Genomic DNA, 14,992 nt, shown 5'->3' on the forward strand with positions numbered 1-14,992 from the left:
GCCCGCCTACTTCGCATCGGAGGAGAGCTTTTTGCCGACGGACTGGACCGCTGGCTTGCTGGCACCACTGCCGAGATTCATCAGCTTACGCCAGGATTGGCGAAGTTGGCCCCCACGTGCGCTCAGCAGTACGCAAGATAGGATGCCCAATACGGCGAGCGCACCTCCTGCGCCGATCGCAATGGGAGCCGAGACGAACCTGGTTGACTCGTTCGAAGCTGCCGCTGGCGTAACCGAGGCCTCATGCTGAGTCCGCTCAACGGGCACGAACACGACCGCCACCTTGTCGTATGATAGACCTTCGATGCTGTTGGCGACGAGCATCTTGATCTGCGGCAGCAAGGCTGAGAGCTTCGCGTTGGAGGCGTGCCGAATGAACACCGACGCGGAGGACGGGGTTGCATCCTGCCGCAAAAGATCATTCTTCGGCAGAACGACATGAACACGGGCGGAGAGAACCCCATCAATATCGTTGATCGTGCGCGACAATTCTTCGCTGAGGGCATAGACGTAGCGGGCCCGCTCCTCAACCGGAGAGGCAACGAGCCCCGACCCCTTGAACACCTCACCAAGGCTCTTGAAGGGCTGGCGCGGCAAGCCCTGGTCATTTAGCAACTCGATGGAATAGGCGAGCTGCTTTTCTTCGACTTGAATGGTGCTCGTCCCATCCTTCCCGATAACCCGGATGGCATCGACACCCCTGCTCAGCAGCAGCCCAAGCATCTCGTTGGCGTCACGCTCCTGAACTTTGGTATACAGATCGGTTTTGCAACCGGTGAGCATCGGTAAAAGCAGCAGCAGAACAAGAGCATGAAGCCGCTTGCTCGCGGGCCGACCGTTACCGATCTTGCCTTTCGTCAAGACAGCCAACGGCCCGCTCAGCCTGCTGATAGAAGCTTATTCAGAGATGAACTGACGGCACCTGTCCCCTTGGAGATGAGCGAAACCTGGACGACGCCGTTGTAAACATCGCGCAAATTCGTCAGCGCCGAATCGAAATGATCCGCACCTTCCGGCTTGCCCGCCGGATGCACCTCGACTTGCTGCGGCCGCAGCAGCGGTTGCGCGGCCGGCCCAAGCTGGAAACTCTTCGCGGGATCAGCGTCGCCGACGAGTGCCGGCGAAACTGCACCTCCAGGAAATGGTTTGCCCTGGTGGATAGCAGAAATGCTCTGAAGGACGCGATCGCCAAGCGGGCTCGCCGGCGTGACTGCGCGCTGCACTTCCGGCACCAATGACACCGGCACGCGCTCGGTCACAGAAGAGGCGCCCTCCTGTTTCAAGGCGGCCTGCGCGAGATTCTCGTGAAACTGAGCGTGTGCCAGCGAACAGCCGCTGGAGGCACACTCGACGGGGTTGGCGGAGACCGACGCAATTCCAAGCAACATGGGAGAAATCATTTCTGTCACGTTGTGAGATTAGCCATTCGCTGGCATGAATGGGCTGGCACCCTAGAGAGGCAAGCTGACCAAAAGCTGACGAGCATCTGTCATCGAATGATCACGGTTGGCTTCCAATTTCCGGCGAAGCGTCGGCCTCCAAATTTTGGGACGAATTCCAGTGCTTAGTCTCAAGTAGAAGAAATCGCAGAAATGCTCATCTCGTCTACAAGGCTGCATATCTTGAAGAAAGTTCTCTATGTTGGTGTTTTCATTTGCTTGGGCGCCATCAAGGCGCTCGGCGCCCCGCTGGCGCTGCCGTCGACGCCGTATAGTTACACAGTGCTGGATCAGGACCTCGCGGCCGCGCTGCAGGAGTTCGGCAACAACCTCAATATCAGAGTCAATATCAGCACCGGGGTGAAGGGACGAATTCGCGGGCGAATGCCGGATCTCCCACCGCGCGAGTTCCTCGAACGGTTGACCAATCTCTACAATCTTCAATGGTACTACGATGGGCTGGTGCTCTACGTATCTGACGCGCATGAGGTGCAAAGCCGCCTTCTGGTCTTGAGTCCGATCAGCTTCGACGCATTCAAGGCGGCGCTCGACGCACTCAACATCTCGGACGACCGCTACCTCGTGAGAGCCGTACCGGGAGATGGCCTCGTCTTCGCGTCCGGTCCGCCTCGCTTTATCGCACTTGTGGAGCAGACACTCAAAGGACTGGTCGCGGAGGCACAAGCGCGACGAAACCCGAACGGAGCCGAAAAGCCACCGCGTGAGTCGGTTTTGATGCTATTTCGCGGATCTTCCAGCGTGGTCGTTCGCGAAGGACGCCCCAATGACGCTCCTTCGCCCGCACTATCACATCAAGACGGCGCGGTTCACGCACCTGATACTGGCAAGAAATGAACGGATGATAACAGATAGGTTGGGAAGAGATGTAATTTCTACTCATGCCCTCTGTCAGCTTTTCGAAAGCCGCTGCTGTCATGATTAGAGGGCGGCTGTCCCGCGGCGATGCCGCAGGACAGGCAATAAACGTCCGGGCCCGCACCACGGGATGCGCGAGCCGGAATCCGGGCAAGCAGTCTCCGTGACCCGCCTTGCAGCCTTAGCGCTTCATGCGAGCCTTTGAAATGCTCTACGAAGTCCGTCATGAACTTTGTCGCATCGGTTGAGAGCCGTTTTGTTGTGCAAAAGGAGAAACAGGATGGACTTCAATGCGCTAAGCGGAGCAGACAAGAACCCACCACCCCACTCGGCCTCATCGCCCGCCGATCGAAGTGAGTTTGAGCGTGAACTGATAGCGTTGCATGAAATGCCCGCGTACAGTCAGGACCTGATTTGGCAGGAGCTTGGAGGCCAATCATCGCGCGGCGAGCCGTCATTGATCGGCGGCGAGCAGTCCAATTCCCGCCCAGCGGTCGCTCAAGATCGCGCGGACGCCTCCGATTTCGGCAACGACCCTGTTTGGCAAGATCTTGAGCCTGGACCCATGCAGGCGGGGTCGCCTCACGCCGGACGGCCCCAAGGGCGGCCCGCGCTGCCCGCACGCATCGCGCCGCCGGAACTTGGCGATTTCGTCAGGCGAACGGATATCTCGCCAGGGACAACTGGGTCTTCATCGGCCAAACAGCTACGCCTGCTCAGATCGAGATGTTGATCAGCACACGCGAATCCTGCGAAGAGCGGCAGACTCGTTGACCTGGCTGTCGCAGAGGAGAGCGACCGAGCACCCAAGCAAGCCGATGCCGAATTGAGGACACGTCGTCGCCTTGAGCGACGCCATTTCGCAACTAATTGTGAAATCCTCTGAGCGCCGTCAGCTTCTCGAAAGCTAATCGTTCCTACCATACGGCGTGAATATCTAGACGGCGATGTGCCTATAGATTGTAGCGAAACTGAGCGCTGGGAGCGCTGTGCAATCGGAAGCAAGCGGTAGGAGCCATTGACGCCTATCGACATTTCTTGCTCGTTGTTCGCCGCGATCTCAGGCTGCGCCACATAGTCAGTTTGTGGTGCGATCTCAAATCAGAGGACGTATGATGTCAGTCAACAATCTGCCGCTAACTACCAGCTCGAATTTGGCTTTGTCGGGGCTAGCCTCCGGGCCCTCGCCGGCGCGTGACTTTTCAGGCTTTGAGGCGGTGCTGGTCAGTTTGTCGTTGAAGGGCACGACTGACGAGCATTCCCCACCGCAGGGTCCGGCGGCCGAGGACTCGGCCAAGCAACTCACGGAAGAACTCACGCGAGAGGTGCGGAACATTATCCCGCCGGAGATCAAGGCCGCACTGGACGCATGTCAGGAGACCCCCGAGCCGTCCTCCGAGGAAGCCTCCTCCCCTGCGAACGCCCCAAAGATCGCAGAAGCTCCCGTACAAAGCTCCAGAATCACGTGGAACAGCGGCACCCCGACTGAGGCCGAGCTGCAGATTGTGTCGGTGCTGATCCGACACAAGGACAAATGCCCTCTGGATTGGAAATCTCTGGGAGATTTGGCCAACGATCCTTCCACACCGCCGGATCTAAAGGCGGCGATCGAGGCACTGCAGCGGGACCCCGAGCTCTTCTACGCGATAGGCTCGCAAGGCGACGGCCACTGCGGCGGCAAGATCAAAGCAGGTGATCTCTCCGGCTTCTCCGATCACCACCCGCAAGTTGCTGAGTTCCAGGAGCAGCGGGCAAAGAACTATACGCAAAACTACATCCCCTCCGACGGCAGCGGGAATGGCGAGCCATCGGTTATGATGCTGAGCGATGCATTGCGCGAGCTCTATCGCTATTCCGACAACCTGCCCAAGAACCTAAGCCTTTCGGATTTCAAGCAGATCATCGACGGCGAAGCTAAGACGGGCAAATGCCCGCCGCAGGTTCTCGCGGCCGCTCAATACTTCCTCGACCATCCGGATGAATGGAAGCAGTTGTACGGCGGCTCGATAGACAAGGTCCACAAAGAGGACTTCCTGCAGGTTGCTTCATCATCTGTGAATCTCACGAAAGCCGAGCTCAATACGCTCGACACGATCAGCAAGAGCCAAAGCGCCTTTTTTGGGAAGGGCGATCTCACGCGGGAAAAGCTGGCGAGCATGGCCGATGACAAGAGCCTCGCGCCCGAGGTGCGAAAGGCGGCCTCCCAGCTGCTGTCCGATCCTGTGCTGTTCGGGTTAATGAACAACGCGATTACGGGCTACAAAACCCACCACAAGTTCTTCGACTTCGGCGGCGGCCATACGGTCGATTCCGGCAATATCAGCAAGAGCGACTTCAACCAGTTCTTCAGCAACATGTCCGGTGCGAACCGCACCGTTCAGCATGTGAAGACGCATGCCGCCCGAACTGCAGCCGAGAAGGACGCGGTCGCGGACATGACGATGGGCGTGGCAGACCAGCCCGACATCAAGTCTCCCAAAAAAAACGGTGGCGCCTTCATGCACGCAATCAATGACGTGCTCAAGGTTGGCTCGAAGGTACTCGACTGGGCCGCGACAGCAGTCGGTGTACTTAGCTTCATTCCAGGCTTGGGCGAATTGGCCGATCTGGCGTCAATGGTGCTCGAATCCGAAGCGCAAGCTGCAAATCTTCTTCACACCGCCATCAGCGGTGGCAACATAAAGCAAGCGCTCGAAGAAGCTGGCCTGAACCTTGCGGCACAGGCGGTAGGCTGCATCGGCGGCCCTGAGGTCAAATTGGCAATGCGAGAAGGCTTGGTGAAGCAGGCAATTCAAGAAGCGGCCACGGCGGGGGTCAACCTCCCGGTTTCGGTAGCCCAGTCCTACGCGGAAGACTACCTGAACAACTTGAAGGCTCGCATCGAGTCCGAACGCATGCAAGCTGCAGGTGCTAACGCCTAGCCGGATCGCACTCTCCGTCAGGATCACGCTGAAAACGCCAGTCGAGCTTGTGCGGCTTACGCGCGGTCGGGTCTCCCTGCCGAGCAGTCGGTCCGCGCAAGCTCTACCATCCTCGATACCGTCCGCCGGATCCGAAGAACTCGTCTCGCTCTTCACTGCGCACAATTTATGTGGGCCGCGCTCGATCGCACGAGGCCGACCTCAAATCCAGTTTTCCGCTGCGAAGGTCAATCAACTGCATACGCAGCCCGGCAAGAAGGTCGATGCATTAAAACCGGCGATAGAACCGGTCAGAGCCGCGGAGCCTGCCGGCTTGCGCAACGATCAGGAGCACGCTGATTGCGGAGCGCGAGGGCGAAGGACCGGTTCTCGAGCGACAGGCTGCTGTTCGCTCTGCATGATGGCGGGCCCCGATTGACGGATCCTTCATGAGCCCTCCAGGACCGAGGGATCGTCCTTGACCGCTGAATCACCGTCAATCTGGCTTTCCACCCCGCTCCAGACCAGGTCAAGCTCTGTCCCGCTGCGCCCGGCCGCAAGCAAATTGTCGAAAGACCCCGCGGGCATCGAAAGTGACGTCAGCCCGAGATTGCAGCACATCGACTTCAAACGCGATCTATTAATGGTCGCGTTAACATCCGCCTGTTGAAGCTTTCAACTTGATGAGCAGCGATCCGACCCGAACAAGCTCCACAAACGAACGTTTGTCCTGGTACATACCATCTGATCTGCGGCTTTCGTAGATCCAGCATTGGCACATGTCATTTTTTAAAACTCGTCAGCTTTTCGAAAGCTAACGTTTGCACATTGGTGGGCGGAGACTACCTCCCTTGGCACGATCGAATTGACATAGGAGACCCCGATGCGCGTTACGAGCTCTAGCCCCGCTGGGCACGTTGATGCCGACCTCCATGCGGCTGGCGGCAAAAGCAGCGGCAAAAAAGGATCTCACAAACCTGACGAGCGCGATGATCATGACCGATCGCCAGATGCGAACATTCCCGTAAGCGGCGGCGCGTCCACTTCAGGCGGCACCTCGCGAGAAGCCGCTATGCAGCAAGCATTCAGCGTCGCTCTGGGAGCCGTTGCTCTGCAGTTTGCAAATAGTGCAATGGGTCATTTCGACGACGTCATGGCTGAAACAGAAGAGGATTCCTGACGTCGCATGTTGCGGCATCAGGAAAATAGGAGCCGCACGTTGCGGCGAAATTCGAGCACACAGGAGAACTAGTATGACTAAGGGTGTTGGTGCGTCTCATACCTCGACTGCAGGTGGTGCAGCTGGCACCGCTACTGCGGCCGCCGGCTCCGCGACTGCCGAAGTTGCCGGCGAGGCGGCATTCCAACGGCAAATCGCCGCTCTGACTGCCACAAGCACCAAGGCTGCTGAAAGGGATGTGGAACTTCGCGTCGTCTCGACCGAGCTCTCGACCGTCAAGAAAGCAGCCGACGAGCGGGTGCAGTAAGGGATGAGGCGGGGCGATGTACGTCGCCCACTTTCCCGGGCTGCTTAGTCCGTGAAGTCTCGACGGGCCGTACGGTTTTGCCGTACGGTTCCGTTCGCTGTTCAGGAGAGCGACCGTGAGTGAACCACATTGCCAGCGCTTCGAAGTGCTGCTGGGGTGCTATTCTGGGCTGACAGGGAAAGTGGGGGTCGGATCGTGTCTGATCGGCAGCAGCCTCGATGCTGATTTAATCTTTGTCGAACAAGGCCTCGAACCGCACCATCTTCGTGTCACCCCGCATTCCAATTCGATCGAGATTGAGGCTCTGGCGAGCGACGTCCGTGTCGAAGGGCACGACACTATTTTGCCTAACGAGCCCGTCGTTGTCCCTCTTCCTGCCGTCCTGTATGCCGGCGAAATGTCGATCCAGTGGTCTATCGAGGATCTCGAAAAAGCTGGCTCTATCGATCGCCGGCGTGTATCGCTCGCCGGACTCGCCATGGTCGTTATCAGCTTTGCCGTGGTTGGCACATTCTCGACCAGTTTTGTCCAGACCGACACGGCTACAGTGCCAAGTCCGCCTCCTGCTGCCGACGTTGCCCCCAAGCTGGCGCTCAACGCTCCTGATGCTCTGGTCACCGATGCAACTGCGGGGCTGCTGCAGGAAGAAGTTGACAGAGCAGGCCTTGTCGGCATCAAAGTCGGTTCTGGGGCCGGCGTTGTCACCGCCGATGGCAGCGTTACGCCCGCTGCACTTGCCACGTGGCAAGACATTCAGCAACGGTTTGATCGCGATAGCAACGGCGCTTATGCGCTCGTCAATGCAGTCGTCGTCAAGGATGAGAAGACACCCTCCGCAGTTGGACTCCAGGCTGTGTGGCGGGGCAGCGATCCTTATATCGTCATTGCTGGTCAGAAATATTTTGTTGGCGCGCTCTTGAGCAATGGATGGACCGTCAACGGGATTGAGGAAGGGCGTGTTCTGCTGAGCCGGAATGGCCGGCTTGCCGCTCTATCCTATTAGCGCTTCAGGCCGCAGGTAAGGAAGCAAAGTGCCATGACTAGGCTGCCCCCGAATCCCGTCGAGCCTGGCACCTCTTTTCAGGGACCAAACGTTGATAATCATGCATCTGCCATCACGCCGGACAATTCTCGAGCCAAGTCCATCGGCGTCGACCGGACGCGTGGCAATGATGACAAGAGCCACAGCGCAACTTCCCGGCATGACGATGCGCCGGACCGCTTGGTTGACGCCACGATCGACAGCGTGCTCGAGCTCGGTTCGATCAATGCGATTTCGCGCGTCAATCTCGACGAGGCCCGCGCCCAACCAGGTCAGATCGAGCCAGGCTCGGAACTCGCTTGGCTTAACGGGCCTAATCTCGCGCATAGCCTGCTCTCTTTCGTGACGCCGCGGCTACGTCATTCGCACGTTCTGCGTCCTGATCAACACGGCCCTCTTTTGGAGCGTTTAGCCAATACGCTATCTGCCGCGCCAGAGGATTTGTTGGCACGTGAAGGAGCCGCCCTTCTGCAGCTGGAGCTGCAGCGGTTAATCTTGCTCCGGCAGAGCCACAACGGCTTGATCAAAGGCTAGCAATGGCCGAGCTAGACAAATTGCAGCACGTCACATCTACACAGCCGCCAAACGTTTCCGAAGCTGATGCTCTCGAGCTGGTCTCGGGGCCGGAGCGAGATTTGCTCTGCGTGCTTTCTTATATCTATCTTTCGTGCGGGCAGAGCGCAAAGAGCCTGGCTCTATTGCGGTTGGTTGCTCACGAACAGTCTCGAGACATCGACGTGCTGCGGATCGTGGCCTACGCTCTCATCTCGGAGCGTCGCGGTGACGAAGCACTGTCGGTATTGGATCGGCTTGACAAACTAGATGACGAACCGTCCTCATCTCTGCCCTTGATGCTGATGCGTAGCCACGCGCTTCGCCACGCCGGCCGCATGACCGAAGCGCAAGCCACCTTCAAGCGCTATGTTTCATTGCGGGCCAACACAGCTGCAGCTAGGCAACAATAAGGCTTTTCATGGCCAACGTTCTACGAAATCTCATCACGCGCGCGCCCGCCCACCCGGATTTGATGGTCGCGCTGATGCTTCTTCTGGCGATCGGAATGATGATCATGCCGATCCCGATCGTCGTGATCGATATGCTGATCGGCTTCAATCTGGGCTTTGCCATATTGCTGCTGATGGTTGCCCTGTATCTCAACACGCCACTCGACTTTTCGTCGCTGCCGGGCGTCATCCTGATCTCCACTGTTTTTCGGCTCGCTCTTACCGTTGCAACGACGCGGCTGATCCTGTCCGAGGGTGACGCCGGCAGCATCATCCATACATTCGGCGATTTCGTCATATCCGGCAACATCGCCGTCGGCATTGTCATATTTCTGATCGTAACCATGGTGCAATTCATGGTTCTGGCCAAGGGCGCCGAACGAGTGGCAGAGGTGTCGGCGCGCTTCACGCTCGATGCGCTCCCGGGCAAGCAGATGGCGATCGACGCGGAGCTGCGCAATGGCCATATCGATCAGCACGAAGCCCGCAGCCGACGCGGCGCGCTGGAGCGGGAAAGCCAGCTTCACGGCGCGATGGACGGCGCCATGAAATTCGTGAAGGGCGACGCCATCGCCGGACTCATAGTCATCTGTATTAATATGCTGGGTGGCATCACGATCGGCTCGCTCTCCAGGGGCATGTCCCTTGAGGAGGCGATGCATCAATATACTATCCTGACAATCGGTGATGCGCTCATTTCGCAGATCCCAGCGCTGCTGCTGTCAATTACAGCCGCAACCATTGTCACTCGTGTCAACGGTCCTTCCAGACTCAATCTCGGCGCCGATATCGTCAACCAGCTTACGGCTAGCACACAAGCGCTCCGGCTGGCCGCCTGCGTCCTGCTTGTGATGGGGCTCGTTCCTGGCTTCCCTTTGCCCCCTTTTGTCATACTGGCCGCACTCTTCTCCGCCGCCAGCTTTGTCAAGGTTGGCGTGCCAGAGAGCAAGATCGCTCCAAAGGCCGGCGTCAATCCCGCCGGTTCGGCTCCCGCTTCCACGCAGGGTCAGAAGCAAACTGTGCCGGCCGAAGCACTTCCGATTACGCTGTTGCTGGCGCCGAACCTGATGAAGGCAATGGATGTGGGGGAACTCGAGCAGTGCGTCGCACGGGTTTCAGCACTGGTCTCAGCTGATCTAGGTATCACAATTCCACGCATTCCCGCCCAAAGCTCCAACCACCTGGCCCGATCGCAATTCAGTGTGGCCGTCGAGGGCGTACCCGTAGAAGAGGGCGCTATTGACCCGACAAAGCTCTTGCTTGACGACGACGTCGCGAACATCGAATTGAGCGGCATCCCGTTCTGGCAGGATCCAGACACGAATCGGATCTGGATCGAACAGGGCCATGCGGCTGCTCTCAAGGCGGCCGGCATAGGGCATCACGGTCCGAGCGAAATCATCGCCTTGCGCGTCCGGTCCACGTTGACGCGCTATGCACAGCGCCTGGTTGGCATTCAGGAGACGCGCCAGTTGCTTGGCCGGATGGAGCAGGAATATGCCGATCTGGTAAAGGAGGTGCTGCGCACGACACCGATCCCTCGGATCGCGGATGTCCTGCGTCGTTTGCTGGACGAGGGCATCCCGATCCGGAACACCCGCTTGGTTCTGGAGGCGCTTGCGGAATGGAGCGAGCGGGAGCAGAACGCCGTGTTGCTCACCGAGTATGTGCGTTCTGTTCTGAAGCGGCAGATCTGCCACCGCTATGCCAACGCGCATCGCGTTGTGGCCGCCTTTATCGTCGAGCGCGAGACTGAGGATATCGTGCGGGGTGCCGTGCGTGAAACCGCCGTCGGCCCATACCTCGTTTTGGACGACCGGCAAAGCGAGATGCTGCTTTCCCAATTTCGCCAGATCCATTCGAGCATCGCGCGCAGCCAGAACCAGCCAGTTATTCTGGGTTCGATGGATATCCGGCGTTTCGTTCGCGGCTTTCTCACCCGCAACGGAATCGACCTACCTGTCCTTTCTTATCAGGATCTCGCCGCAGATTTCACGGTCCAACCGATCGGATCCGTGAAGCTGGCAGCTGCCAAGGACAAGAGCCCTTCCCCGGGCAGTCTCCTGAGCGCTGCGAGTTGAGACGGCACAGCAGATCATCGTGAGCAGGTTATGAATTCAAATGGGACCAGACGTCGGCGGCGCTTGTGCTTCGTTAGTCCAGGCCCATGGTCGGCTCTGCCTGCGATGCTCACTATTGTGATGCTCACCGGTTGCGCGAGCCCGTCCGATCTTTCACGCCAGCAGTGGTCCACGTCAGACTTGGCAGGCGGCAAAGAGTTTGATCCCGCCATGCACGAGCGCATCTCGCGCGCTCTCGTTCATGCCGATGAGCAGAGTCTGCGTGCGACCTTGGACCAACAACCGGACAACGTCAATGCGGCAATTTCGCTTGCACGCGCCTTGTTGGCGCGCAACTCCTCAGATGAGGCACTTCAGGTACTCAATGAGGTACTGTTGGCGGCCCCCGGCGACCTGCGCGCATTGAATGCAAAGGGCGTCGTGCTCGATCAACAGGGGCGCCACGAGGAGGCGCAAGTGCTATACCGTCAAGGCCTCGCGATCGAGCCCACAAATTCAATGTTGCGCAACAATCTCAAGCTGTCGGCCGCACTTGAAGGCAAGACGGGTAGCCGAAACTCCAATCAGGAGTTGCAAACTGGCGACCAGTACGCGTTAGCCAGATCGAGATCTCACAGCCAACAGCGGTAAATCGCGGATGCCTACCATGTCGGTCGTCTGACCGACAGACAGCTGGATAATGATCACGTGCAGAGATTAAAGGGCACATTTGCTTTCGAACGATGTTGTCGCGAGGAGCCCAACTTTATCGTGTACAATCGCGAGAGACGAGCGCCATCTCCTGGCTGGATGGCGTGAGCCGACACGCGCTCGCCTGGACTGAGCAGGCCTCTACCCTCAATTAGAAGCCAATAGGTTCAAACCGATCTTTCACACGACTGCCTAACCAGGTCATCCAGCCACAATTCCCCATATCTTGAATTTACCCATTCTCGGGTAGCGGATCTTTGAATCGCCCGGCCACTTCAACGAGGACACGCAGTCGAACAATCAAAATATCTCTCAAGCTCCGCAACTGCACGGTCTTCCCAATCTGCAGCTTGCGCCAGCAATGAGCCCCCTTGGATTGGCCGAAATGCGGCAGCCTGCCGGCACAGGGACGCTATCGCACGATAGCGGCGCACGTTTTCCATAACGGCCAGTCCGGTCATGTGCAAATATTTCCCCTGTGGTCCCAGGCGAGAACTTGCTGCATAACAGTTTTTGATCCGTTAGCGCGGCAAGGACGAAAGGCGTGAGTGGTTGGCAGATTCTTGCCGGCTTGACAGCCGATGAACTTTCCCGAGGAGGACATCTTCCATCAAACGCGTCTCGGCGATGCCGGCCAAGGTCGCCGTTGCTCCGCGTTTGTTCGGCAACAAACTCAGCCAGGCAAGAGTATAGATGACGAACAGGGTCGAGCGCGCTTCTCGGCTTACACATCAATCAAGCGACCTGTAATGCTAGTTGGCTTCCAATGCGAAGTCACAAGCGGCCAACGCGTTGTCAACCCCTCGACGAGGCCAAGGATTGGGATCGACTCCGACGCAGTTTGACATCCCTTGGTGCCAGTCCGAACCTCGGTCCCATGCCACACGACAGGGCTAATTCTGCGCGGTCCAGGCTGACCGATCCCTAGCCCGAACCAGCGGCGTCGCTGGAGCTGGGGACACTAAAAGTACCTGTCAGCATGACAGCCCCGAGGAGGCTGCACTCTCAACGTCGACGCATCATCTTCCCCCTCCAATTGAGAGTCGGGTTTTCGATTTGCAGCCCTGGGCCACAAGCACTTGCTGCCCTTTCGGGTGGCGCTTCGGCCAAGGCAGACGTCTCCGACCTAGAATCAACTCGCCAAAGCATATAGGTGACGGCACCTGTAGTTTGCAGCAGACTGCTGTACGAGCGCTCGATTCACGATGGCACGCTGGAGCGCTCGCACCGCGAATAGGGGCACTCAGATGATCACGCCGGTTCGGCGGCACTGGAGTCCAAAAGAACTTACGCCAACGATGTTCAACGCTGAGCCGTCGGCTATATGTGCGCGTTGGAACAAATTGTGGCCTGACCTATACACGGAATATGACGCCCGGCACCTGAAACAAGAGTTAGCCGACCGAAACCTCATCGTTAGCGATGAAGCTGCGGCATTCTTCAACGCCTGGGCGATCGACGAGGAGCGCCACACCGATGGCTTCATCCGCACCATTGAACTCGTCGCTAATGGATCCGAAAAGGATCTTCGGGAGAGATTGGACGCTCGGCCGCACGATTTTGGTCCAATCGTTGAGCACCTGAAGGACGAATTCTCCCTCATGGTTATGATTGCATTTGATGAGATGTGCACTTGCCGTGCCTATGCAGCAGAGAAGCCCTTCTATGACACCCTTGGTAACAACACGTTTCATCACTGGCTGAGGGAGTTGATTGCTGACGAGGCGGTTCACTCGATGAACGCCGTCAATGTTATCCGTGCGCGCTACCGCGACCGCATTGGCCAAGTGGACTCAATTCTCGATAATCTAATCCGCGCGACCGAAAGTCTACGCTATTCCGGCACTTTCGTCCTCGACTACTTCGGCGCAGTGTACTCTAAAGAACTGCTTGCCGACTCTCGCATCGTGACCATGAGAAATATCGCCAGGCCATTCTCTGTGTAGAGCAGAATGTTGACAGCGAGCCTATCGGCACTTGAGTCGGCGCCACTTCGCCGCCCTTCCTCGTCAATTTCCGTTGTGCCAGTTGGCTCCAGCTTTTCGTTTGCGTTCGAGCGTTTCGAATTTCGACGATCGCATCGGGAACGCCCGATCTTGTACAAGTCCGCCCTAGCTCGATAGATGCAGTTGTCGTCACGCGCGATGTTGTCGGACCGGCGAACCGGCGATTTTGCGTCGTCGCGGATTTACGAACTGACGAGACGCATTCTAGCGAAAACGTCATCACGCTTCTGGAGATACTAGATCGGGCCACCCCATGTCGAACGAGCTAGAGCCGCGACTACTCTCCAGGCAGTGCAGCACCACCTCAATCCTGTTTACATCGATGCTACAAGCTGACGCCGCGTAAGGTTCACGTCCTTCATGCCGATCCAACGATCGGTAGATAGAACGCTATCGCAACGATCATCAGGCTCACGGTTGATCCTTCGACGCCCGGCCTTCCGGCTACTCACGAACCTGACGTAAATCACGAGCAGGAGCGATTACTTGCTACTCTCAGCGTGCGCCGACGTCTCAGTCAGACCGCGCAACTCGCTCGATGTTGAAAACGTTGGTCAACCTGAGGAGCTCTCGCGTTGAAAATTCAATTACCCTTCTTTCTGCCATGTTCTCACCCAAAGCAGTGACGCGCCGATTGCGCACTTCGCGCGCGGCAAGAGCGAGTGCCTCAGGAGAATTCGATGGTGAAGCCAGTTGTGATTGTGGTGGGTGCAGACAAGGGAGGAGTCGGCAAGACGACCGTATCACGAACGCTGCTGGACTACTTCAGCGTCAACAACGTGCAAACACGCGCCTTCGATACGGAGTCTCCGCGGGGAACGCTGAAGCGCTTTTATCCCGAGATCACTGAGATCGTCGACATGACGACGACCGCGGACCAGATGAAGATTTTCGATACCCTGGACTCCGGGCTATCTGTCACCGTCATCGACGCTCGCGCCGGATTACTGTCCTCAGCGCTGGCCTCCTTGCGCGACATCGGATTTCTGGATTCGGCGCGGTCCGGCCAGGTTACCTTTGCCGTATTCCACATTCTAGGATCGTCTATCGCGTCGCTCGACGAGATCGAGGAGACCGCTACCTTCATGAGCGGCGCAAAGTACTATCTGGTCAAGAACTTCATCAATGACACTCAGTTCTTCCAGTGGGACCAGTCGACCTATAATTCCTATTTTCACCGCATCAAACAGGCGACCGAGTTGACCATCCCGAAACTGAACGAGATGGCATATGAGCAGGTCGAAGTCGCATCCGTCCCGTTCGTAGATTTCGTGGCAAACAAGGGCCGCAACGATGAGCCCGCGAACAACTCTTTCGTGCTACGCGGTTATGTCCGGCACTGGCTGGCAAATGTCTGGAGCGAATTTGATCGCATCAACTTGACGGAATTGACCGGCGCCAAGTCCGCTACGCGGAGTGGCGAGAAGTAGTCGCATATTCTTGCGGGCCAAGAGCAGGCCCATATAC

The 14,992-nt window shown here is 57.8% G+C and carries 14 protein-coding genes; 12 read left to right on the forward strand and 2 right to left on the reverse strand.

Going from position 1 to position 14,992, the window contains the following annotated elements; genetic code table 11:
* Positions 1–6: 6 nt before the first annotated feature.
* A complete protein-coding gene (gene sctJ / locus ACVILL_RS06045) occupies positions 7–783 on the reverse strand; it encodes a type III secretion system inner membrane ring lipoprotein SctJ (protein ID WP_456724956.1) in 777 nt (258 codons plus the stop codon).
* A gap of 95 nt (positions 784–878) precedes the next feature.
* On the reverse strand, positions 879–1,400 hold the full coding sequence (locus ACVILL_RS06050; protein ID WP_456728264.1) for a nodulation protein NolB: 522 nt from the start codon (positions 1,398–1,400) through the stop codon (positions 879–881).
* A 192-nt stretch (positions 1,401–1,592) separates the two neighbouring features.
* Here ACVILL_RS06050 and ACVILL_RS06055 point away from each other — a divergent pair, with 192 nt between their 5' ends.
* The 12 genes from ACVILL_RS06055 (at position 1,593) to ACVILL_RS06110 (ending at position 14,955) form a co-directional block, all read left to right on the forward strand.
* A complete protein-coding gene (locus ACVILL_RS06055) occupies positions 1,593–2,294 on the forward strand; it encodes a secretin N-terminal domain-containing protein (RefSeq protein WP_456728265.1) in 702 nt (233 codons plus the stop codon).
* Between the two features lie 301 nt (positions 2,295–2,595).
* Positions 2,596–3,048, forward strand: a complete 453-nt coding sequence (locus tag ACVILL_RS06060; protein WP_456728266.1) for a hypothetical protein — start codon at positions 2,596–2,598, stop codon at positions 3,046–3,048.
* A 382-nt stretch (positions 3,049–3,430) separates the two neighbouring features.
* Positions 3,431–5,236 carry an HrpF/NolX family T3SS translocon protein gene (locus ACVILL_RS06065; RefSeq protein WP_456734184.1) on the forward strand — a complete coding sequence of 602 codons (1,806 nt, stop codon included), beginning with the start codon at positions 3,431–3,433 and terminating at the stop codon, positions 5,234–5,236.
* 862 nt (positions 5,237–6,098) lie between these two features.
* The gene (locus tag ACVILL_RS06070; protein ID WP_456728267.1) at positions 6,099–6,395 is read left to right on the forward strand and encodes a hypothetical protein; all 297 of its coding nucleotides are present in this window, start codon (positions 6,099–6,101) and stop codon (positions 6,393–6,395) included.
* 73 nt (positions 6,396–6,468) lie between these two features.
* Positions 6,469–6,702 carry a nodulation protein NopA gene (locus ACVILL_RS06075; RefSeq protein WP_456728268.1) on the forward strand — a complete coding sequence of 78 codons (234 nt, stop codon included), beginning with the start codon at positions 6,469–6,471 and terminating at the stop codon, positions 6,700–6,702.
* 115 nt (positions 6,703–6,817) lie between these two features.
* Positions 6,818–7,705: a SctD/MshK family protein gene (locus ACVILL_RS06080; RefSeq protein ID WP_456728269.1), complete on the forward strand. Its 888-nt coding sequence runs from the start codon at positions 6,818–6,820 to the stop codon at positions 7,703–7,705.
* A 33-nt stretch (positions 7,706–7,738) separates the two neighbouring features.
* Positions 7,739–8,278, forward strand: coding sequence for a hypothetical protein (locus tag ACVILL_RS06085; protein ID WP_456728270.1), 540 nt, complete (start codon positions 7,739–7,741; stop codon positions 8,276–8,278).
* A 2-nt stretch (positions 8,279–8,280) separates the two neighbouring features.
* On the forward strand, positions 8,281–8,709 hold the full coding sequence (gene sctY / locus ACVILL_RS06090) for a type III secretion apparatus assembly chaperone SctY (protein ID WP_456728271.1): 429 nt from the start codon (positions 8,281–8,283) through the stop codon (positions 8,707–8,709).
* Positions 8,710–8,717: 8 nt separating this feature from the next.
* A complete protein-coding gene (sctV, locus tag ACVILL_RS06095) occupies positions 8,718–10,829 on the forward strand; it encodes a type III secretion system export apparatus subunit SctV (RefSeq protein ID WP_456728272.1) in 2,112 nt (703 codons plus the stop codon).
* Between the two features lie 105 nt (positions 10,830–10,934).
* Positions 10,935–11,459: a tetratricopeptide repeat protein gene (locus ACVILL_RS06100; protein WP_244978862.1), complete on the forward strand. Its 525-nt coding sequence runs from the start codon at positions 10,935–10,937 to the stop codon at positions 11,457–11,459.
* Positions 11,460–12,766: 1,307 nt separating this feature from the next.
* Entirely contained in the window at positions 12,767–13,465 is a 699-nt protein-coding gene (locus ACVILL_RS06105) for a hypothetical protein (RefSeq protein ID WP_456728273.1), read from the forward strand.
* 740 nt (positions 13,466–14,205) lie between these two features.
* Complete coding sequence (locus tag ACVILL_RS06110; protein ID WP_456728274.1) at positions 14,206–14,955, forward strand: hypothetical protein; 750 nt, start codon at positions 14,206–14,208, stop codon at positions 14,953–14,955.
* Positions 14,956–14,992: the final 37 nt, after the last annotated feature.

Source organism: Bradyrhizobium sp. USDA 3364, assembly GCF_054056355.1.

Bases quoted from the DNA above. Each gene is read 5' to 3' on its own strand.
- sctJ (WP_456724956.1), bottom strand. From the start codon at position 783: ATGCTCACCGGTTGCAAAACCGATCTGTATACCAAAGTTCAGGAGCGT.
- ACVILL_RS06050 (WP_456728264.1), bottom strand. From the start codon at position 1,400: ATGATTTCTCCCATGTTGCTTGGAATTGCGTCGGTCTCCGCCAACCCC.
- ACVILL_RS06055 (WP_456728265.1), top strand. From the start codon at position 1,593: ATGCTCATCTCGTCTACAAGGCTGCATATCTTGAAGAAAGTTCTCTAT.
- ACVILL_RS06060 (WP_456728266.1), top strand. From the start codon at position 2,596: ATGGACTTCAATGCGCTAAGCGGAGCAGACAAGAACCCACCACCCCAC.
- ACVILL_RS06065 (WP_456734184.1), top strand. From the start codon at position 3,431: ATGTCAGTCAACAATCTGCCGCTAACTACCAGCTCGAATTTGGCTTTG.
- ACVILL_RS06070 (WP_456728267.1), top strand. From the start codon at position 6,099: ATGCGCGTTACGAGCTCTAGCCCCGCTGGGCACGTTGATGCCGACCTC.
- ACVILL_RS06075 (WP_456728268.1), top strand. From the start codon at position 6,469: ATGACTAAGGGTGTTGGTGCGTCTCATACCTCGACTGCAGGTGGTGCA.
- ACVILL_RS06085 (WP_456728270.1), top strand. From the start codon at position 7,739: ATGACTAGGCTGCCCCCGAATCCCGTCGAGCCTGGCACCTCTTTTCAG.
- sctY (WP_456728271.1), top strand. From the start codon at position 8,281: ATGGCCGAGCTAGACAAATTGCAGCACGTCACATCTACACAGCCGCCA.
- sctV (WP_456728272.1), top strand. From the start codon at position 8,718: ATGGCCAACGTTCTACGAAATCTCATCACGCGCGCGCCCGCCCACCCG.
- ACVILL_RS06100 (WP_244978862.1), top strand. From the start codon at position 10,935: ATGCTCACTATTGTGATGCTCACCGGTTGCGCGAGCCCGTCCGATCTT.
- ACVILL_RS06105 (WP_456728273.1), top strand. From the start codon at position 12,767: ATGATCACGCCGGTTCGGCGGCACTGGAGTCCAAAAGAACTTACGCCA.
- ACVILL_RS06110 (WP_456728274.1), top strand. From the start codon at position 14,206: ATGGTGAAGCCAGTTGTGATTGTGGTGGGTGCAGACAAGGGAGGAGTC.